The sequence below is a fragment of the Acinetobacter sp. CAU_H_60 genome (genome assembly GCF_058599385.1).
In genome coordinates, this window is record NZ_CM178653.1 from 2156004 (window position 1) to 2176504 (window position 20501).

At 43.0% G+C, this 20501-nt stretch carries 20 protein-coding genes; 5 read left to right on the plus strand and 15 right to left on the minus strand.

Annotated elements, in window-relative coordinates; translation table 11 throughout:
* Nucleotides 1-25: 25 nt before the first annotated feature.
* From AC4MBN_RS10080 to AC4MBN_RS10110, 7 genes are all read right to left on the minus strand, one after another.
* On the minus strand, nucleotides 26-445 hold the full coding sequence (locus AC4MBN_RS10080) for an outer membrane protein assembly factor BamD (RefSeq protein ID WP_168382334.1): 420 nt from the start codon (nucleotides 443-445) through the stop codon (nucleotides 26-28).
* A gap of 74 nt (nucleotides 446-519) precedes the next feature.
* Nucleotides 520-3492: a DNA gyrase subunit A gene (gene gyrA / locus AC4MBN_RS10085; RefSeq protein WP_419374715.1), complete on the minus strand. Its 2973-nt coding sequence runs from the start codon at nucleotides 3490-3492 to the stop codon at nucleotides 520-522.
* A gap of 295 nt (nucleotides 3493-3787) precedes the next feature.
* On the minus strand, nucleotides 3788-4405 hold the full coding sequence (locus AC4MBN_RS10090) for a hypothetical protein (RefSeq protein ID WP_180010664.1): 618 nt from the start codon (nucleotides 4403-4405) through the stop codon (nucleotides 3788-3790).
* Nucleotides 4406-4714: 309 nt separating this feature from the next.
* The gene (locus tag AC4MBN_RS10095) at nucleotides 4715-5107 is read right to left on the minus strand and encodes a hypothetical protein (RefSeq protein ID WP_419365408.1); all 393 of its coding nucleotides are present in this window, start codon (nucleotides 5105-5107) and stop codon (nucleotides 4715-4717) included.
* Nucleotides 5108-5247: 140 nt separating this feature from the next.
* The gene (locus tag AC4MBN_RS10100; RefSeq protein ID WP_125278450.1) at nucleotides 5248-6180 is read right to left on the minus strand and encodes an electron transfer flavoprotein subunit alpha/FixB family protein; all 933 of its coding nucleotides are present in this window, start codon (nucleotides 6178-6180) and stop codon (nucleotides 5248-5250) included.
* An 18-nt stretch (nucleotides 6181-6198) separates the two neighbouring features.
* Nucleotides 6199-6951, minus strand: a complete 753-nt coding sequence (locus tag AC4MBN_RS10105) for an electron transfer flavoprotein subunit beta/FixA family protein (RefSeq protein ID WP_159124425.1) — start codon at nucleotides 6949-6951, stop codon at nucleotides 6199-6201.
* Nucleotides 6952-7465: 514 nt separating this feature from the next.
* Nucleotides 7466-8071 carry a LysE family translocator gene (locus AC4MBN_RS10110; RefSeq protein ID WP_419365410.1) on the minus strand — a complete coding sequence of 202 codons (606 nt, stop codon included), beginning with the start codon at nucleotides 8069-8071 and terminating at the stop codon, nucleotides 7466-7468.
* Nucleotides 8072-8183: 112 nt separating this feature from the next.
* Here AC4MBN_RS10110 and AC4MBN_RS10115 point away from each other — a divergent pair, with 112 nt between their 5' ends.
* The gene (locus AC4MBN_RS10115) at nucleotides 8184-8678 is read left to right on the plus strand and encodes an Lrp/AsnC family transcriptional regulator (protein WP_005236726.1); all 495 of its coding nucleotides are present in this window, start codon (nucleotides 8184-8186) and stop codon (nucleotides 8676-8678) included.
* Nucleotides 8679-8726: 48 nt separating this feature from the next.
* Here the strand turns inward: AC4MBN_RS10115 and AC4MBN_RS10120 are convergent, their stop codons facing one another.
* The 7 genes from AC4MBN_RS10120 to AC4MBN_RS10150 all read right to left on the minus strand — a co-directional run bounded on the left by AC4MBN_RS10120 (nucleotide 8727) and on the right by AC4MBN_RS10150 (nucleotide 14838).
* Complete coding sequence (locus tag AC4MBN_RS10120) at nucleotides 8727-9101, minus strand: hypothetical protein (RefSeq protein WP_180012776.1); 375 nt, start codon at nucleotides 9099-9101, stop codon at nucleotides 8727-8729.
* Nucleotides 9102-9308: 207 nt separating this feature from the next.
* Entirely contained in the window at nucleotides 9309-10199 is an 891-nt protein-coding gene (gene xerA / locus AC4MBN_RS10125; RefSeq protein ID WP_491880956.1) for a site-specific tyrosine recombinase/integron integrase, read from the minus strand.
* Nucleotides 10200-10228: 29 nt separating this feature from the next.
* Nucleotides 10229-10846 (minus strand): alpha/beta fold hydrolase, encoded by a 618-nt coding sequence (locus AC4MBN_RS10130; RefSeq protein ID WP_419374716.1) that lies wholly within the window; start codon nucleotides 10844-10846, stop codon nucleotides 10229-10231.
* Between the two features lie 96 nt (nucleotides 10847-10942).
* Nucleotides 10943-11788, minus strand: a complete 846-nt coding sequence (gene dapF, locus AC4MBN_RS10135) for a diaminopimelate epimerase (RefSeq protein WP_491880188.1) — start codon at nucleotides 11786-11788, stop codon at nucleotides 10943-10945.
* A 12-nt stretch (nucleotides 11789-11800) separates the two neighbouring features.
* Complete coding sequence (gene lysA, locus AC4MBN_RS10140) at nucleotides 11801-13045, minus strand: diaminopimelate decarboxylase (RefSeq protein ID WP_491880189.1); 1245 nt, start codon at nucleotides 13043-13045, stop codon at nucleotides 11801-11803.
* A 24-nt stretch (nucleotides 13046-13069) separates the two neighbouring features.
* Nucleotides 13070-13303: an LPS translocon maturation chaperone LptM gene (gene lptM / locus AC4MBN_RS10145; protein WP_419365431.1), complete on the minus strand. Its 234-nt coding sequence runs from the start codon at nucleotides 13301-13303 to the stop codon at nucleotides 13070-13072.
* A gap of 131 nt (nucleotides 13304-13434) precedes the next feature.
* On the minus strand, nucleotides 13435-14838 hold the full coding sequence (locus tag AC4MBN_RS10150; protein WP_166137739.1) for an amino acid permease: 1404 nt from the start codon (nucleotides 14836-14838) through the stop codon (nucleotides 13435-13437).
* 321 nt (nucleotides 14839-15159) lie between these two features.
* Here AC4MBN_RS10150 and AC4MBN_RS10155 point away from each other — a divergent pair, with 321 nt between their 5' ends.
* The gene (locus AC4MBN_RS10155; RefSeq protein ID WP_005236738.1) at nucleotides 15160-16506 is read left to right on the plus strand and encodes an alanine/glycine:cation symporter family protein; all 1347 of its coding nucleotides are present in this window, start codon (nucleotides 15160-15162) and stop codon (nucleotides 16504-16506) included.
* 72 nt (nucleotides 16507-16578) lie between these two features.
* Here AC4MBN_RS10155 and AC4MBN_RS10160 read toward each other — a convergent pair whose 3' ends face one another.
* A complete protein-coding gene (locus AC4MBN_RS10160; protein WP_419374718.1) occupies nucleotides 16579-17010 on the minus strand; it encodes a hypothetical protein in 432 nt (143 codons plus the stop codon).
* A gap of 188 nt (nucleotides 17011-17198) precedes the next feature.
* On the opposite strand from AC4MBN_RS10160, the gene radA reads away from it, so the two are divergent.
* From radA to AC4MBN_RS10175, 3 genes are all read left to right on the plus strand, one after another.
* Nucleotides 17199-18587, plus strand: a complete 1389-nt coding sequence (gene radA / locus AC4MBN_RS10165; RefSeq protein ID WP_166137748.1) for a DNA repair protein RadA — start codon at nucleotides 17199-17201, stop codon at nucleotides 18585-18587.
* A gap of 117 nt (nucleotides 18588-18704) precedes the next feature.
* On the plus strand, nucleotides 18705-19709 hold the full coding sequence (locus AC4MBN_RS10170) for a Tim44 domain-containing protein (protein ID WP_166137751.1): 1005 nt from the start codon (nucleotides 18705-18707) through the stop codon (nucleotides 19707-19709).
* Nucleotides 19710-19958: 249 nt separating this feature from the next.
* Nucleotides 19959-20483 carry a tetratricopeptide repeat protein gene (locus tag AC4MBN_RS10175; protein ID WP_419374719.1) on the plus strand — a complete coding sequence of 175 codons (525 nt, stop codon included), beginning with the start codon at nucleotides 19959-19961 and terminating at the stop codon, nucleotides 20481-20483.
* The last annotated feature ends 18 nt before the right edge of the window (nucleotides 20484-20501 follow it).

The window sequence follows — 20501 nt, forward strand, 5'->3', positions numbered from 1 at the left end:
TTACTCAGTCTACTCACATCGAAAATTATTCGCCAAATACCTGAATATTAAAGTTGCGGATTTTAGTACTGCCATTCGGCTGGTCAAAACTCACATCATACTGAACCAGATTTTTTGGATAGGCAATTTCATAACTCACCTTGTATTCACTCGGTTTGCCATTATTTTCTTCGAAGTTCTTCCTCATGATAGTTTTGGACTTATATTCACCTTGCGGAATTGAACGTGAAAAACGCTTCATGATTTTTTCGTTATTTTGAAATTCTGCCTGCAACTTCGGCTCAAGCTGAGCTAAAAATTCGTCATATTTTCCATCACGCAAATCTTCATAAGCCACCTGTGCTGCCTTTTCCTGTTCAGGGCTAGGATCAGGCATACTATCCATTGCATTATTACAGCCGCTGAGTGCAATAGCTGCGGACAAAAGCATCAATCTGGTTTTCATTATTTAATTTACCTCTCATTTAGTCGATGTGTAAAAAAGGACGCCGAAGCGCCCTTTTTCATCAGTAGCAGAACTTATTCCTCTACTGTATTGTCATCATCTTTTTCAGCTGCTTGTGCATCAGTCACATCATCAGCTGCAGATTCAGTATTTTCAATATCTTCCAATATTTCCAACTCATCTTCAACTGCTTCAATCGCTTCCACACCGACCAGTTTTTCATCTTCAGCCAGACGGATCAGACGAACACCTTGTGCATTACGGCCAGTCTGTGCCACTTCAGAAGCACGGGTACGAACCAGAGTGCCGCCATCAGAAATTAGCATCAGTTCTTTAGATGCGTCAATCGCAACTGCACCGACCAGCTCACCGTTACGTTCTGAGGTCTTAATCGCAATTACGCCCTTACCGCCACGTTTCTTAGTTGGGAAGTCATCTACCGGGGTACGTTTACCATAACCATTTGCAGAAGCACACAGCACTTCACCGGTTTCAGGTACAACCACTAGAGATACGATACGGCTAATGAAGTTAGCTTCAGTTGCATCTTCATCATCAGATTCAATATCTGCATCTTCTGCATCTTCAACCTGAGAAGCACCGATGGTCACGCGCATACCGCGTACACCTTTAGCTGAACGACCCATTGAACGTACGTCAGTCTCTGCGAAACGAATTGCTTTACCTTCGTTCGAGAACAACATGATTTGCTGTTCACCATCAGTAATCGCAACACCAATTAAGGTGTCATCGCCATTCAGTTCAATCGCACGTAAACCATTTGAACGAACGTTCGAGAATTGTTCCAGTTCAACACGTTTAATCGTACCGTACTCAGTCGCCATAAACACATAGAAGTTTTTACGAACAGCTTCAGCCTGCTGAGCAAAGTCATTGATGATGTCATCATCAAGATCAGTGGTTGAAAGCGCTAAGCCCAATTCTTTCAATTGAACACGCAGTGCATCAGAAATATCATCTGCGCCATCTTCAGATTCAGCAAGCGCAGCTTCTAGTGCCGCAAAGTGACTATTGATCACTTCATTGGTTTGTAGCTGTGCAGCATTGGTTTTTACAAATACTTTGAAATCAGCCAGACGTTCTTTGAATTTCTTCGGTGCGTCAATCACTGGCAAGATTGCAGTAATGGTTTCATTGTCATCTAGCGGCAACAAGTTCACCATTGGACGACCTTTGGCACCACGCGAAGCTTGTGGCACTTCGTAAACTTTCAGACGGTAAACCTTACCGACATTGGTAAAGCAAAGCACAGTGGCATGATTCGATGTCACCACCATATGCTGGATGTAATCATCTTCTTTCATGCTGGTTGCAGACTTACCACGACCACCACGACGCTGAGCAGCATAATCAGATAATGGTTGAGTTTTCGCATAACCAGTTTTTGAAACGGTCAGAACCATCTGTTCTTCAGGAATCAAATCTTCACGAGAGAAGTCGATACGTGATTCAACGATATCTGTTTTACGCGCATCGCCATATTGCTGAAGAATTAGTGCTAGCTCTTCTTTAATCACGTTCATCAATAAGTTGAAGTCATTTAAGATGGCTGTGTATTCAGCAATTTGACCTAAGATTTCAGAATATTCAGCTTGAAGTTTATCCTGCTCAAGACCGGTCAAACGGTGCAAACGCAGTTCCATGATCGCGTTGACTTGAGTCGGAGATAAGCGATACACATCACCATCAATACCAAATGGACGCTCTGGATCTTCGCCTTCAATTTCGTCCGGACGTACAGAAACAGCACCCGCTTTTTCGAGCAAGGCTGCCACACCGCCTGCTGCCCACTCACCTGCTTGCAAACGCTCACGCGCTTCAGCCGGGTTGGCAGAAGTTTTGATGGTTTCGATGATGGCATCAATATTTGCCAGAGCAACGGTTAAACCTTCTAAAATATGACCACGTTCACGTGCTTTGCGCAGTTCATACATGGTACGACGTGTCACGACTTCTTGACGGTGACGAATAAACGCAGCGATGATGTCTTTCAAGTTCATCAATTTCGGCTGGCCATTGTCCAGGCAAACCATATTAATGCTGAAAGAGTTTTCTAACTGCGTATTCTGGAACAGGTTATTGACGATGACTTCAGCATTTTCACCACGCTTTAGGTCAATCGCAATACGCATCCCTTCCTTGTCAGATTCATCACGAAGTTCAGAAATGCCTTCAAGTTTTTTCTCTTTGACCAGCTCGGCAATACGTTCAATCGTTTTCGCTTTGTTGACCTGATAAGGAATTTCAGTGAAGACAATCGTAGTACGGCCAGATTTAGCATCTTCTTCAAAGTGATATTTACCACGAATATGCAAACGGCCTTTACCGGTACGATAGGCATCCACGATACCTGATTTACCGTAAATAATGCCACCTGTCGGGAAATCTGGACCGGAAATGTATTCCATCAGACCTTCGATGCTGATATTAGGATTATCTGCATAAGCCAGACATGCATTCACCACTTCAGTCATGTTGTGTGGCGCCATATTGGTCGCCATACCAACTGCGATACCGGCCGCACCATTCACCAACAGGTTTGGAATACGGGTTGGCATAACTTGCGGAATACGCTCAGAACCGTCGTAGTTATCTTCCCAGTCAACTGTATCTTTTTCCAGATCAGCCAATAACTCATGGGTCAGCTTACGCATACGAACTTCGGTATAACGCATTGCCGCAGCGCTATCGCCGTCGATTGAACCAAAGTTCCCTTGACCATCAACCAGTTGGTAACGCAGACTAAAGTCCTGAGCCATACGGACAATGGTTTCATAAACAGCAGAATCACCATGTGGGTGATATTTACCGATGACATCACCTACAACACGGGCAGACTTCTTGTAAGCTTTGTTGTAGTCATTGCCCAATTCGTGCATTGCGAAAAGCACACGACGATGAACAGGTTTTAGACCATCTCGTACATCTGGCAAGGCACGTGACACAATCACGCTCATTGCATAGTCTAAATACGAGTGCTTGAGTTCATCCTCAATGGCAATCGGTCTAATTTCCGATACGCTCATGCATACTCCTTATTCTACAAGCCAAATTTGGCTTGCATTTATATGTCGTAAAACTTGCAAAATAATTAACTCAAACGACAGAGTTAAAAACTAAAATACAGCCCTAAATTATAGCATAAACACTTGTATTTTTGTGTCGAAATATTGAGCTTAACCTTGTTAATTATCTTCATTTTAGTGATCATTTTCCTGTTATTTTTAACGACGAAAAAATTATAAAATCAACAGGCGTAAAAAAAAGATGCTGCAAAAATTTGAGCATCTTTTTTGGGCTTAGAATTGGCTAAAAGTGATCTTAATTAGATACTTTTCGGTAATTCAATACTGCCACAATCAGCAAGATCGGCAGCAGCATCTCTACCCCTTCTTCAATAGTCATAATCATGACTTGTGTTTGGGGCAGCAGTTTTATACTAAACTCTTCACTAAGTGTTGATGTCGTACGGTCTAGTACTTTACTAATCCCACCACAGGCAATCGTCAAAAAGACAAAAAAGTATGCTGTGTTCCAGGTGTTTTTAGCCGTACGTACAGTAGTGATTAACTTTTTCAACAGTACAATGAAAACAAAAGCGATGCCTGACAACAAGATAAATCCAAGCACTTTATCCATCATGGGAATTTCAGCACTGCGATAGAAATTGGTTTTAATGAAACTGACTTCAAACACACGCTTATGAAAATCCATTTCCCGCATTCCCAGCAGAATTGCGGCTACTGCCATAAAAATTCGGGTATTTAGCTTGATTTCAATATTGAGCAGACACAAAAGTGCAAGCAAATACCATAACCACGGACTAAGCACCTCAAAAGCGCCTGATTCACTAAATAAGTACCGCGTCACTTCAAGTGGTGCATTCCAGGCAGTATGAATACAGATACTCAGATAGAGAGCAATAAGCAGAAAGCTCATTGACAGGAGACGGCTAGTTTTGGAAAAGAACATGATTCAAAGCAGGAGGAAAAGCAAAGTCGAATTTTATCACTTTTCACCCAAATGAAATAGTCATGATCTGACTGCAAAGTATTTTCCAGCCAGAAAACTGATTTTGTATTTTTTCTGAGCAGCATTAAAAATACTTATTCAATAACTCGACCCGTCATCAGCGATTCAGTGAATGGATGCTTATTTATCTTTGTTGATGAATCAGTCCTAGGGCATATCTATGTATGATCCTAAAAAACTTAGGTTTTCATAGGTAAATTTTTAACCCCAACTGCTTTAATACTTCTGATACCGCAGCACCAATCTAATCAAAAACGTTAAAATCAGCGCAATGACGCCAATGACTAATCCAACAGTAATTATAAATAAGATATATATCACCAGCCCAATGGGATCAGCTGAAGGTCCCTCAAATAGCCAACCGGTCCTTCGATTAAGTATTTCAGTATCAGCGAATGCTGCCAACATAAATAGCATCCCGACATAAGCAAAACAGCCACATATTAAAAAGAAAGCGACTAAACCAAAAGATAGACTTGACTGGATGCAATAGACCAAGCCTCCTAAACTTAGGAGAAAGATGATCAAACCAATAATCAGAATAAAAATACGCTGAAATAAAGGATCATTAAAAATCATATTTTTTTCAGGTAGCTGTAAGGCTGACATTTATTATCTTATTTAATTTTTTATCATTTTAATTTATTTCATATACCTATGAAAATAAATTATATTTTAGAAAAAAATAGACAATAAAAAACGCCTCTTAGTACAAAGACAAGAGGCGTTTTTCGAACCTGATTCAGGAATTAGATTTTAGAAACCAATTCAGGAATTACAGTGTTCAGGTCACCTACTAACCAGTAGTCTGCTACTGCATTAATTGGAGCTTCTTCATCTTTGTTGATCGCAACGATCACTTTAGACTCTTTCATACCTGCCAAGTGCTGAATCGCACCAGAGATACCTACAGCGATGTACAGGTCAGGTGCAACGATCTTACCAGTTTGACCAACCTGCATATCGTTAGGAACGAAACCAGCATCAACTGCAGCACGTGAAGCACCCTGAGCAGCGCCAAGTTTGTCAGCTAGTGGATCAAGGATTTTGTGGTAGTTCTCACCAGAACCAACACCACGACCACCAGAAACGACGATACGAGCAGCCGTCAATTCAGGACGTTCAGATTTAACGATTTCTTCATTAATGAACTTAGAAATACCAGCATCACCAGTAGAAGCAGCAGCTTCAACCGCAGCAGAACCACCTTCAGCAGCAACCGCATCAAATGCAGTACCACGAACAGTTGCAACGATTACTGATTCAGAAGATTCAACAGTTGCAATCGCGTTACCTGCATAGATCGGACGCTTGAATGTATTTGCAGAATCAACAGCGATGATGTCTGTGATCATGCTGACATCAAGAAGTGCAGCAGCGCGTGGCAAAATGTTTTTGCCAGTTGTAGTAGAAGCAGCAAGGATATGGCTATAGCCTTTACCTAATTCTGCAACCAGTTTCGCTACATTTTCAGCCAGTTGATTTGCATAAGCAGCGTCGTCAGCAAGTAAAACTTTGCTTACGCCCGCAACTTTAGCTGCCTGATCAGCAACTGCTTGAGCGCCAGAACCAGCAACCAATACAGTGATATCACCACCGATTTTTTGCGCCGCAGCAACAACGTTTAAAGTAGCAGCATTAAGTGCTTTGTTGTCGTGCTCAGCGATTACTAAAATACTCATGATTTTTATCCTTCTGTATTAGATCACTTTCGCTTCGTTTTTCAATTTTTCTACAAGCTCGTCTACAGACTTCACTTGTACGCCAGCTTTACGCTCTGCAGGAGATTCAACTTTTACTGTTTTCAGTTTAGTTGTAGTAGTTACACCGAAATCTGCAGGTGACTTAGTATCAAGCGGTTTTTTACGCGCTTTCATGATGTTTGGAAGAGCTGCATAACGTGGCTCGTTCAAACGTAAGTCAGTAGTTACGATCGCTGGAAGTGATAATTCAACAGTTTGTAGACCACCGTCGATTTCACGAGTCACTTGTACTTTGTCGCCTTCAACTTTAACTTCTGAAGCGAATGTACCTTGACCTGCACCTAAAAGTGCACCAAGCATCTGACCAACCTGGTTAGAGTCGTCATCAATTGCTTGTTTACCAAGAAGGATCAATTGTGGTTGTTCAGCTTCAACAACGCCTTTTAGAATTTTAGCAACTTCTAGCGCACCCAGTTGGCTGTCATCAGCTTCAACCAGAATACCGCGGTCAGCACCAAGCGCCATTGCAGAACGGATTTGTTCTTGAGCTTCTTTAGGACCAATAGAAACAACAACGATTTCTGAAACAGTTCCTTTTTCTTTTAAACGAACCGCTTCTTCCACCGCGATTTCACAGAATGGGTTAATTGACATTTTAACGTTTGTTAAGTCAACACCACTGTTGTCCGGCTTAACGCGAACCTTAACGTTGGCATCAACCACACGTTTTACAGCAACAAGAGCCTTCATGTAATCCTCGGCTGTTTTAGCAAATGTAAATGTTGAGAAAAGTTATAATAACTCTTCACTTAAATTTTTTTAGGTGCCCTATCTTGCAATGTGCACGGCATTTCGGTCAAGTCACAATTCAGCAAAGAGCTGTAAAAATGCGTAATTTTCCTTGAACGATGCGTTCACAATTAATCCGTATCGATTTATTACAATGAATTTTATCAATATTTAATAAAATTTAACCTTTGATTTTTATTATGTTTTTATTTGATGAAACACATCAGAACTTTTGATTTTTGCTTATTAAATGCACAAATCCGTCCTTGGATTTGTGGAAAATGACTTATATTTAAAAATGACCGCTTTGGTCAGTTTGGACATAAAGCAAAATTAATCAGGATTTATTCTGCATATCTGCTCAATTTACTCCGCTTTATTTTGTTGGGCAGGTCTAAAAATCGGGTTGTCATCAATCTATAAATATAAAAAAAGCATACCGGGAACAGTATGCTTTTTTAAAATACGCCATTGCTTAATTAATAATTAACCAGCTTGCGGCAAGGGCAAGTAAACCACCTGAGGTGCCATCCACCCATTTTTGTTTACGCTCATCAATTTGTGTGTTGCGGGTGATTCTGCTGAACAAGATGCTGAGAGCGCAGTAGACTATGAAAATCATGCCGATAAAAATAAAAGACAGAATCAGGCCTTGGCTCACCGTATTTCCACTTTTATCGATAAACTGCGGCAAGATTGCAAAATAGATCAGCATGCCTTTGGGATTAAGTAAGGCCGTAAAGAAGCCCTTTTTCACCGGATTAGCAGTGGTCTTTTTCTCAATTTTCATTGAGTTTTTGCTAAATACTGATTTCAACAGGCTACAAGCCAGATAGAGCAAATAAGCAATACCCAACCAGCGAATTGCTTCAAACAATACCGGAAAAGACACGATAATGGCTGCGATTCCTAATGCTACCAAAATGGAATGTACCAGATAGCCTGAACAGATCCCGATGGTTGCCATCATGCCTGCTTTTGCATTTTTACCCATCACTTGAGACAAGATAAACAGCATATCTGGTCCAGGTGTAAAAATCAGGGGAAGCACGGTTAGTGCAAAAAGTGCAAATACAGACATTTCCTTTTCCTTTAAATCTTCGGAAAGTGGAATTAGTATCTGCGAATTTTTACAAAATAGGATTTCAATTTATTTTATAATAAGTATTATTTTTCGAATTATATTCTAATTTATGAAAATATCTTCCAAGTCTGTGCGAGTAAAACTTGATCGAATTGATAAAAATATCATTCATCACTTGCAAGCCAATGGCCGTATTCAGAATAACGATCTGGCGCGGGAAATTGGACTATCCCCTTCTTCCTGTCTGCGTCGGGTAAAATTGCTTGAAGATGCGGGCGTAATCCAGAATTACACCACCATCGTTGATTCACAGAAAATTGGTTTTCAGTTGATTCTCTTTTCACGGATCTGGCTGGTGGGTCAGGATGCAGAGACGATTGATACCTTTATTGAAGCGATGAAGGAACTACCGCAAGTGATGGAGTGTTATATCATTCTGGGTGAATGTGATGCGATGTTAAAAGTTGTGGTGCCTGATCTGGAAAGTTACCGTAAATTCCAGTCCACACATTTGACCAAGAAAAATGGTATTACCAGTGTCAAAACAGATTTACCCAGCCAGATCATCAAGCAAAGTTTTCAGTTACCGCTGGATGACTTGTAAAATATTTTAGCAATAAAAAAGGATGACCTTAGTCATCCTCCATATACATTAAACTTGTAAAAAGTCACGATGCACATGACTCAGTTCAATCAGTTCATAAGATTTCAGATCGAAAATATTCCAGATTTCGAGCGCATCTTCTTTTAGGTCAACAGCTTTACTGGCACGCTGCGTAGTCTGCCATTGCAGATCAGAAATCCATAGATAATACTGACCTGTCTCAGGATTATAAGCCTGCATTTTCCCTTCCGCATTAATCCCCTGCACAATTGCTCCTTCAGGAAGAACGGCTTCGATAGTGGGCAAGCTAATCTCAACAAAATGTTTAATCTGGCGTAAACCATAACCCGCAAACATATCTTTTTGGGCTGGGCTTAACTGCGCATACTTTTGTTGTATATCCGGGATAATTGCTGTGTCCATAAAAATTCCAGTATCGAGATCGCTGATTTTCTTTTAAAAATTGATTACTATTTATACTTATATCCGAAAACAGCCATTTGAAAAATAAGACAATAGTGAAATATCTTTCCAACAGTCTGTTCAGGTCATATTTTGAGCATGATACATGAAAGTTTTGTGCCATGAATCCTCATCATCCGACAAGCGGATGAAAATTTTATATTTTACCTATTCTTTATGCTGTGCCCGCGGATGCGCCTGATCATAAATCTGTGCCAAACGATCAAAATCAATATGAGTATAAATTTGTGTAGTACTCAAATTACTATGCCCCAACATTTCCTGAACGGCTCGAAGGTCACCGCTATTTGACAGCATATGACTGGCAAAACAATGCCGCAATAAATGCGGATGCAGGTCAACATTAACCCCTGCACGCTGCGCCTGAAACTTGACCCGGTTTTCAATTTGCCGTGCACCGAGCGGATTGCCTTTTTGGGTGATAAATACATTCGCGTCAGGTACAAAATCACCATTCCAGCACGGATAAATTTTTAGCCATTCCATCAGACTGTCTTTTGCTTTTGAACCAAAAGGCACCACCCGGGTTTTATTGCCTTTACCGGTAATCCGCAGGAGCTGACGATTAAAATCAACATCCTTGATTCTTAAGCTCTGAATTTCTGCCAGTCGCAAACCACTGGAATAGAGTAATTCCAGAATTGCCTTGTCTCTCAACCACATTTGTTGCTGCGCTTCGGTTTCTGGAGCCGGCTGGTCCAGAATCTGGTTCACAGTTTCGATATCGACCATACCCGGCAAAGGACGTGATTGACGTTTCAACTGAAAATCATCAGTCGGATTAAATGCCAGATACTGCGCCTGCTCTGCCCATTTCATGAACTGGCGAATCGAAGAGAGCATCCGTTGCAAGCTACTCGAACTTAATCCGTGCTGCTCGACTTTTTCAGCCAGAAATTGACGTAAATCTGTGGCTTCCACATCATTGAGTGCAAGTTGTTGTACTGCGCAGAATTCCAGAAAATCAGCCACATCACGTTCATAGGCCTGTAAGGTATGTTTAGACTGGTTCTGGATCTCACGTTCTTTGAGCCAGATTTCGAGCAAGTCTTTTGCAGAAAGGTTTATTACTTGCTCCATTCAATTGACTCCAGCCAGGCTTCAATCAGTTCTGCGGTCTGTACTGGATGAGTCGCCGCAAAGAAATGATCCCCACCTTGAATTATATGCAAATTTGCATGTTTAAAATTTTGCTTTAAGCATTTCCCCACCTGAACGGTACTTAAAGAGTCTTGGTCACCCCAGATCAATAGAATAGGAATCTCAAGACTGCTTAACTGTTTCAGGCCAAATACGGTTTGATCTTGTAAAAACCAATCAGGGACATCTTTAAACTGCTCGCGATAATCTATCCGCCAGTCAGCACAACTGAACTGTGATAGATCCACACCACCAGAAGTTGCCAATAAAACCAGTCCTTTGACTTTCTCTGGATGTTCGAGGGCAAGCCCAACTGCAAGAACTCCCCCCATGGACTGGGCAACCAGAATCGAATCATCCTCAATCTGCTCTGTGATGAGTTCCTGCAGATCATGAAGATTTTGAATAGTTGAATTTGGTTCTACCCCATCGAAGCCCGGATATGCCAATATTTTTGTAGATTGACCTGTTTTTAAATGAGCCAACAAGGGCTGCCAGAAAGCTTGGCTGCCTGATGCACCCGGTAAAAACACAAGCTGATTCATAGCAGTGTTGTGATATCAATTAAATATGGAATTCATCCTATCATAAAAAAAGCACCGTACTATGTGCGGTGCTTTTTAGAGAAATAAATGTTGGGATTAACCTTGGAAGTAGCGCAAGTCCAGACGGCCTTCATAAACATTGGCGGTTGGACCCGTCATCCAGACCACATCACCTTCTTTCCATTCAATCTGCAATTTGCCACCCGCAAGTTCAATTTCGACCTTGCTAGATAACAAACCACGGCGCATACCAGACACTGCTGCCGCACAGGCACCGGTGCCACAAGCCAGTGTTTCGCCTACACCACGCTCATAAACACGTAAACGTGCATGCTTTTCATCAATGATCTGCATAAAGCCAGCATTAACACGTGCCGGGAAACGCACATGGGATTCTACCTGTGGACCAATTTTAGCCACATCGGCAGTTAGCACATCCGGAACAATCGTCACTGCATGTGGATTTCCCATATTCACCACATCAATCGTCAGTTTCTCTCCACCCGCCAGATCGATGTCATACAGATTTTCCGGTTCTTCCGCCACAAATGGAATTTCCTGAGGCAGGAATTTTGGATAACCCATATTCACTCGCACCCAGCCGTTGGCACCAAGTTCAGGCTCTACAATTCCAGCTTTGGTCTGTACCTTGATTTTGGTTTTTGTGGTCAATTGACGCTCATGCACAAAACGGGCAAAACAGCGCACACCATTTCCGCACTGCTCAACTTCAGAACCATCCGCATTAAAGATACGGTATTTAAAATCTGCACTTGGAATATCAGGCGGTTCAACAATCAAGAGCTGGTCAAAACCCACACCAAAGCTACGATTTGCCAAGCGCTGAATAGTGAGAGTATCCAGATAAGCACGCTGGCTAATCAGGTCTACCACCATAAAATCATTGCCCAGGCCATGCATCTTGGTAAATTCAAGCAACATTATTTATTCTCCTTAAGGCAATAAACGCTCACGTTCCCAAAGTGATTCAATCGTTTCGCGTTCACGAATCAGATGCACCTGATCACCATCCACCATTACTTCAGCAGCACGACCACGGCTGTTGTAGTTCGAACTCATTACGAAACCGTATGCACCTGCACCAAGAACTGCCAGCACATCATTTTCTTTAATGGCAAGCTCACGTTCCTTACCCAGAAAATCCCCAGTTTCACAGATCGCGCCCACCACATCCCATTCTTTTGTTTCCACATCTGTACGCGGTGTCACGGATTGAATATCCATCCATGCTTCATATAAAGCAGGACGAATCAGGTCATTCATCGCGGCATCAATGATGGCAAAGTTACGGTGATTGGTTGGTTTCAGTAAATCCACTTTGGTTAATAACACGCCTGCATTGGCAGAGATACTACGACCCGGCTCCATATAAACTTTCAGACCCAGTTTTTCTAAAGCAGGACGCATGGCATTGGCATATTCTTCAACCGATGGCGGTGTTTCATCTTTATATGTCACACCCAGACCACCACCGATATCGATGTGTTTCAAGTTGATGCCCATGTCTTTAAGCTTATCGATCATGACAATGACACGATCCAGCGCATCAACAAAAGGCTGGGTTTCAGTCAACTGCGAACCGATATGACAGTCAATCCCGACCACTTCAAGATTTGGCAATGACGCTGCATATTGATAAGTTTCAAATACGCTGTCGGATGGAATACCGAATTTGTTTTCTTTTAAACCAGTGGAAATATATGGATGGGTTTTGGCATCGACATCCGGATTAACACGTAGTGAAATAGGCGCTTTAACATTAAGTTCAGCCGCTACTTTCTGAATACGATCCAGTTCGGCATATGACTCGACATTAAAACAGGCGATGCCTACTTCTAATGCCTTTTTAATATCTGCTTCTGATTTACCCAGGCCCGAGAATACGATTTTCGAAGGTTCACCGCCGGCTTTCAAGACACGAGCCAGTTCACCACCAGTCACGATATCGAAACCAGCACCCTGCTTGGCCAATACATTCAATACCGCAAGATTAGAGTTTGACTTTACCGCAAAACAGATTTGATGATCGATAAAGCTAAAAGCACGGTCCATGTCCAGATAATGCTTTTCAAAAGTTGCTTTTGAATAAACATAAAGTGGTGTGCCAAATTGCTCTGCGAGCTGTTGCAGTGAACATTGCTCAGCATGCAATACCCCATTAATGCGGGTGAAACTCATGAATGTATCCTTTCTCTGAAAGTCTTAAGGAGATGGTGTTGAATCGGATTCAGCAGGTGCTTCAAACTGCTGCTTGACCGGCGCATCCTGTTGTTCATCTGATACTTGCGGTGCAGATTCAGTATTTTTATAGAGTAAATACTTGGCACGTTTATCGTAGTTTGGATCATTTGGAAGATGTAAAGCTCCCGACTGTCCACAACCGACCAAGGCAAAACCGACTGTAATTAAACTGATGCAGCAAATGACCTGACGCATCTGACCACCTATATGAGTATTTTCGATGAAGTATAACGCGATCATCCGTATGACCAAAGCGCTAAACGCTAGAGAGTATATTCAGACATAAAAAAACGCCAGCAGATCGCTGACGTTTTTATTGATATGGATTATTTATGTTTCTGTTTATAGAAGCCTAAATATCCAATAATCAGCAAAATGAACCAGACCGGGCTGACCATCAAGGCACGGCGGGTATCGTCTTCCAGCGATAACACACCAATCATACCGACAAAGAAAATAATCACGATCCAGCAAGTCACCAATCCACCAGGCAGCTTGAATATGGATTTAGCATGCAATTCTGGACGGGTACGGTAATAGATCATATAACTCCAGATAATAATCAGCCATACACAGATAAACAGAATAGTCGATAGAGTCGTTGCTAAGGTAAATGCTTCAACCGTATTCGGCACGAAGTACTGTAATGCTGCACCCAACAATAAACAGATCGCAGAGAAATACAAAGCATTCGCTGGAACGGCGCGCGAATTCAAACGACCAAAGGCTTTAGGTGCCTGTTCTTCACGAGATAAACCGAACAGCATACGGCTGGTTGAGAACACCCCACTGTTCATTGATGACATTACTGATGACAACACTACCAGGTTCATGATGATCGCAGCCGCGGCAATACCAGCTTGACTGAACAGATTCACAAACGGAGAAACATTTGGATTGATCTGATCCCATGGTGTTACTGACATCACAATGATCAGAGCCAGCACATAGAAAATAATAATACGGATCGGAATCGAGTTCACCGCTTTAGGCAGGTTACGCTCTGGATCTTTGGTTTCAGCAGCCGTAGTACCAACCAGCTCTACACCTACAAAGGCAAAAATCGCAATCTGGAAACCAGCTAGGAAGCCCATAGTCCCTGTCGGGAATAAACCACCATGATCCCAGATATGAGCAAATGAAGCGACCGTACCTGCATCATTAGTAAAGCCAGTAAAGATCATCCACAGACCCACACCAATCAAAACGATAATGGCGATAATCTTGATCAAAGCAAACCAGAATTCCATTTCACCAAACAGTTTCACGGTTGCCAGGTTCAAGCCCATGATGAATACAATAGAGGCAATACTGATCAGCACGCCTTCGCCCGGAGTAAATGGCAGGCCGTTATTAAAGAATTGCAAGTAATAGATAATGGCTGACAGATCCGCGATACCAATCGTGATCCAGCATAACCAATACGTCCAGCCGACAAAATAACCTGCCCACGGCCCGATCAGATCGGTGGCAAAATCGATAAAAGATTTATATTGCAGATTGGATAACAGTAATTCACCCAACGCGCGCATGACTAGAAACACCATAAAACCGATGATCATATAAATCACCAGAATGGATGGTCCTGCCAAGCTAATGGTTTTCCCTGAACCCATAAAAAGGCCGGTGCCAATCGCACCCCCAATGGCAATTAACTGCAGGTGCCGGTTGGATAAACTACGCTGTAGCTCACCATCTTCCGATGATGAGTGACTATATTTTTCTGACATTATTTCATTTCAACTTTGAGTTTTAATCGCGACAAATTAACGTAAAAAACCCGGAATACAAAAAGAAAATTCGCATCATTTGTATTTTCCAACTAATCTTGCAAATTAATTTATTTTTCTTATATCAATATTCATTTATCTTTAGTCTTGGTTTTAAGGCGTAATGAATACAGGATTTTTCTTGTCAAAGCGCTGAAACTATGTAAAAAATAGAATACAAATCCGCCAATATTCGCATTTAGGATGAGCGCGCATGGCATAGCAATTGCTTTTCAATCAACATCTCAAATAAAGCTGACACGGATAAATAAGAAGAAATTTATGCAAAATTTACAAAGCATCATGGAAACCGTCAGTGGCTGGGTCTGGGGCCCATATATGCTGGTTCTCATTGTCGGTACCGGTATATTCCTGACTTTCCGCCTGCTGTTCTGGCAGTTCCGCATGTTGCCACTGGCCTTTAAACAGGTTTTTGGCAAACACCCTTCGCATGAAGGTGATATTTCCCAGTTTGGCTCACTCATGACCGCACTGTCAGCTACCATCGGTACCGGTAATATTGCCGGTGTCGCAACTGCCTGTGTACTGGGTGGCCCAGGGGCCGTATTCTGGATGTGGATGACTGCCCTGTTCGGAATGGCAACCAAATATGGCGAAGGTGTACTGGCCGTCAAATACCGAGTTAAAAATGAACGCGGTGAAATGTCTGGCGGTCCAATGTATTACATCGAGCGTGGCCTGAAATGGAAATGGCTGGCGCTGATCTTTGCATTCTTTGGCGCTGTCGCATCTTTCGGAATTGGTAGTTCAGTTCAGTCCAACACTGTTGCACTCGCGGTAGAAAATGGTTTCGGTCTGGAAACCTGGGTTACAGGTATCGTGATTACTGCATTTTCGGCACTAGTGATTCTGGGCGGGATTAAGTGGATTTCTAGAGCTGCCTCTTTCATCGTTCCAATTATGGCGATTGGTTATGTAGCGGGCGGTTTGATCATTATTTTCACCCATCTCGATTTAGTGGGCCCTGCACTGAAAATGATTTTCACCTATGCCTTTACTGGTGAAGCTGCTGTAGGTGGTGCGATTGGTGCGGCGATTCGTTATGGTGTCGCGCGTGGTGTCTTCTCGAATGAAGCTGGTATGGGTTCGGCACCGATTGCCGCTGCTGCTGCAAAAACCGATCATCCTGCACGTCAAGGCCTGGTGTCCATGACCGGAACTTTTATTGACACAATTATTGTCTGTTCGATTACGGGTATTGTCCTGGTAATGGGCTTCATCATGGCCGGCAGTGATTTTGGTGGACAAACCGGTGCTGTTCTGACCGTTTCTACATTTAACAAACTGCTGCCAGGTGTCGGTGGCTGGATCGTGACCTTCGGTATTATCTTCTTCGCCTATTCTACCATTTTGGGCTGGAGCTACTACGGGGAAAAATGTGCCACCTATCTGCTCGGTGAAAAATTTGTATTCCCTTATCGCATCATTTATATCGCTTCAGTATTTATTGGCTGTGTAGCAACACTGGATCTGGTCTGGCTGTTCGCAGACACATTCAACGGTTTGATGGCGATTCCAAACTTGATCGGCCTGCTACTGCTGTCTGGGGTGATCGTGAAAGAATCCAAAGATTTTATTGCTCGCCGTAAATCAGGTGAACTGTATTAATAAAATTTAAAACCCTTAATAAAAAAGCCACTTTCTTAGTGGCTTTTTTATTATTTAAGTTTTCTAAAAATATCAGTTTACACGGCCAGAAAATTCATCGTCATCATCATGAGCTTGACTTAGATTTAAGAACTCTTCACGATCGGCTTCAATTTCCAGCGCAGTTTCTAGGGATAATACAAAGAACAGCACACCTGGAATCTTCATCTCCCCGTCAGCATCTTCAAGATGTTCACTGACCATTTGGTAAATTGGATTGGCTTCATCAAATGGCACATCGATATAAAGATCGCCTGAATAACTTTCAATCACACCAGGCTGTTCTATCCCCATGCAAGGTGCAAAGTCAACTTGGCGTTGCTCCAGCCATTCCATCAGGTTCTGACGTAAATGATAGGACTCAGCATCGGCATTTTCATGTTCATAATTTTCAAAATGTACAAATAATACATCACGGTCTTTTTCACGTGCGATCGCATCGATATGTTTTAAAAGTTGTGGCATGTCAGGTTTCCTATACCCGTGATGAATTTTCTCATTATAGAAGGTATTTCACTTTCATGTAGAAAGGTGAATTCATAAGCGTCATATGCTGACGTAAATCACTGACTTTTTCAGCGAAAGGTCTTGGTTTTCAGTCTCATTCACCGCTATGCTGTAGCCCCCATTCCCAATATTTATTTTCGGAAATTATGGCTAAAGCAAAAAGTGTGTATCGTTGTGAGCAATGTGGAGCCGACCATCCCAAATGGGCGGGTCAGTGTTCTGAATGTGGGGAATGGAACAGCCTGGTAGAAGTCAGTATTGCGCCTGCAACCACACATCGTGCTCAGCCAAAAATTGGCGGCTATGCCGGTCAGGCAGCTGCGATTACCACTTTAAATAAAGTCTCCGTTTCACATGAAACCCGGCTGCAAACAGGGATTGGCGAATTTGACCGGGTACTCGGTGGTGGTCTCGTTACAGGTTCTGTGGTTCTGATTGGTGGTGATCCGGGGATTGGTAAATCAACTATTCTGCTGCAAACCGCAACCCATATGGCAGCAGGCAATAGCTCTGCCCTATATGTGACAGGTGAAGAGTCTTTATCTCAGGTGGCATTACGCGCCCAGCGTCTGGACTTACCAACTGACCAACTGAAAGTCATGGCAGAAACCTGTGTGGAACGTATTTGTGAAGTGCTGGCTCAGGAACGTCCTGCTGTTGCGATTTTGGACTCGATTCAGACTTTATATACCGAAACCTTGCAGTCTGCGCCAGGTGGTGTATCACAGATCCGTGAGTCTGCCGCCCTATTGACCCGTTTCGCCAAAAATAGCGGCACTGCCCTGTTTATTGTCGGTCATGTGACTAAAGAAGGTGCCTTAGCAGGTCCGCGTGTACTGGAACATATGGTGGACTGTGTGCTGTATTTTGAAGGCCAGTCGGATTCTCGTTACCGTATGATCCGCGCAGTCAAAAACCGTTTCGGTGCAGTCAATGAACTTGGCGTCTTTGGCATGACCGATAAAGGTCTGCGTGAAGTCGCCAATCCATCTGCCATTTTCCTCAGTCGTTATGATGAAGCGATTCCAGGTTCCATCGTCATGATTAGCCGTGAAGGAACTCGCCCACTCCTGGTTGAAGTTCAGGCTTTGGTCGATGATGCTCATGGCCAGCCACGCCGTGTAGCGTTGGGTTTAGAGCAAAACCGTCTGAATATGCTGCTTGCTGTGATGCACCGTCATGGTGGCGTACAAACATCCGGACAGGATGTCTATGTCAATATCGTCGGTGGTTTAAAGATTACCGAAACTGGTTCTGACCTGGCTGTACTTTTAGCGTGTGCATCCAGTATCCGGACCAAAGCCTTGCCTCAGCAACTGGCTGTTTTTGGTGAAGTTGGTCTTTCTGGTGAAATTCGTCCAGTGCCGAATGGTCAGGAACGTCTGAAAGAGGCAGTCAAACATGGTTTTAAATATATTATTTTACCGCGTGCCAATGCACCGCAAAAACCGATTCCCGGCGTACAGGTCATTGCTGTAGCCCGATTGCATGAAGCCCTGAGTGAAGCCATGAGCCTAAGTGATGAACTCAGTTAGTTTTAATCGATAAATCTTGCAAAAAGCTTAAAAAAATACACATTTTTGATTGAAATCCCCTATAAAGCCTATATAAATAGAGTATTCAAATAAGTTTTTTTCACATAGGAAAATTGAATGGAAGTTCGACAGCGTGGTTTGATTGCAGGTCTTTTAACAGCAGCATTACTGGTTGCTCCTTTAACTGCTGAAGCAAAACGTGCCGGTGGCGGTAAAAGCCATGGTATGCAACGTTCTGCTGCGCCTACTCAATCTTATCAACAACCTCGTCAAGCTGCGCCAGCACAACAGGCTCCAGCCGCTGGTGCTGCAACTCAGCAAAGATCTGGCCCAGGCGTAGGTAGTATGGTTGCTGCCGGTGTAGCAGGTGCTGCAGTGGGTGCCGTTGCTGCCAATGCGCTGGCTGATGACAAAGAAGTACAAGCGGCTTCTGAAGCTCAAGCAGCTCAACAGCAACAAGAGGAAAAAGGTGGTATTCCTGGCTGGATCTGGATTTTACTTGCTGCCGCTGTTGCCTTCTTCATTTTCCGTAAGATGGGCGCAAAAAAAAAAGTAGCTTCTAATCCATATGCTCCAAATAGTGGTGCTGGTCATTCAGCACCATTTGGTCAGACACCTCCTCGCGGTGGTGACAACACCAATATTTTTGGTCAGAACGTGGGTGGTAGCACGCCAAGCACGAATGCTCCGTTTGGTTCAGCTCCGGTAAATAACGCCCCATTTGGTGCAGCCTATACCAATAGCGGCAACCAGCTTCCGGATGGTACAGAGCCTGCGACTTTCTTACGTGTGGCACGTCAGCGCTTCAACCACATTCAGTCAATGAATACGGCGAGCAACATTTCAGAAATTAAACGTTACCTGACCCCTGATCTTTACCAGTCGATGTATAACGACATTATGGCGAATCAGGATCAGGACGTAGCTGAGTTCTCTAACCTGAATGCAATGGTTGTGGATTCATCGAATGAGAATGGTCAATACGTAGTAAGCGTACGCTTCACTGGTACTGTAAGTGAAGACCTGAATAGCCAACCTCAACCGTTTGCTGAAATCTGGCACTTTGTCAAACCTGCCGGCTCTCAGCAAGATTGGGTGGTTGCAGGAATCCAGCAAGACTAAGTTTCTAGCTAATTAATCGTATATCAACAGCGGCTTTCGAGCCGCTGTTTTGCTTTCTGAAGCATTGAAAAATATTTAAATTTATTTTTGTTCTCTTTCTATTCGTTTTATTGTTATTTCTCTAAACAAATAGCTTAGTTTGCGTGTTTTAAACACTATCAGTCGACTTTTATAAAAAAGCCAATTTTCGGATTGGCTTTTTTATTTTGAACCTTTTAATCTAGATACAAAGATATTTGAGATACTGACATGACTGAGCGTGTTTCTCCCCCTGCCACGCTGGCAAACCGCGCACTGGCAGGCAATGCTGAAGCCCAATTTGAGCTTGCCGAACTCTATATGCAAAGCGAGCATGATGATGACATCATGCTCGCTGAAGAATGGGCATTGAAAGCAGCCAATGGCGGCTGGGTTGAAGCCATGTACTGGCTCGGTGAGGGTTATACGGTTTATGCTAAAGAAATCGCTGAGGAAGACCCTGAAGATTCCAAAGCTCACTTTGAGTTAGCCTATTACTGGTTGAGTAAAGCCAATTTCGAAAAACACCCTGCGGCAACTTTGGAGCTGGCTGGCTTTTACCGACGTGGTGATGTGGTAGAAAAAGATGTCGAAAAATCCATTGCTCTGGTGAAACAAGCAGCTGAATGGGGCGAAGTTCAAGCCATGCGTGATCTTGCCTTTATTTATGCCAATGGTCTTGGTGTGGTCGCTGATGACATACAGGCAGATTACTGGACTAAGAAAGCAGATGAAATTGAGCAAGACATAGAATAAAGAATAAGCCCATCAGAT